At 66.4% G+C, this 235-nt stretch carries 1 pseudogene; it reads left to right on the top strand.

The annotated features are described in order from the left end of the window. Nucleotides 1-68: 68 nt before the first annotated feature. Nucleotides 69-235 (top strand): annotated as a pseudogene (locus FS767_RS23320) (type VI secretion system baseplate subunit TssE); the annotation flags it as partial.

Genomic DNA, 235 nt, shown 5'->3' with positions numbered 1-235 from the left:
ACTTCAAGTACCAGGGCGCCGATTTCACCCTGTCGCTGGTCGGCAAGCTGGATAAGGAGTAACGGCTCATGAGTTACGGCAGTCTGTTCGAACGCCTGGCCGGTCCGGGCAGCGCGCACAGCCTTGGCGCGTCCGCCGACGCCTTGAGCGCCTCGGTGGCCGCCCACCTGGCCAAGATGCTCAGCACCCGTGCCGGCAGCGTCCCGATCCAGGTCGACTACGGACTGCCCGACCT

The organism is Pseudomonas sp. DE0010 (assembly GCF_007680745.1).
Lineage (GTDB): Bacteria > Pseudomonadota > Gammaproteobacteria > Pseudomonadales > Pseudomonadaceae > Aquipseudomonas > Aquipseudomonas parafulva_B.
Note: the sequence above shows the minus strand (reverse complement) of the source record. Positions and strands in the feature narration are given on the sequence as shown.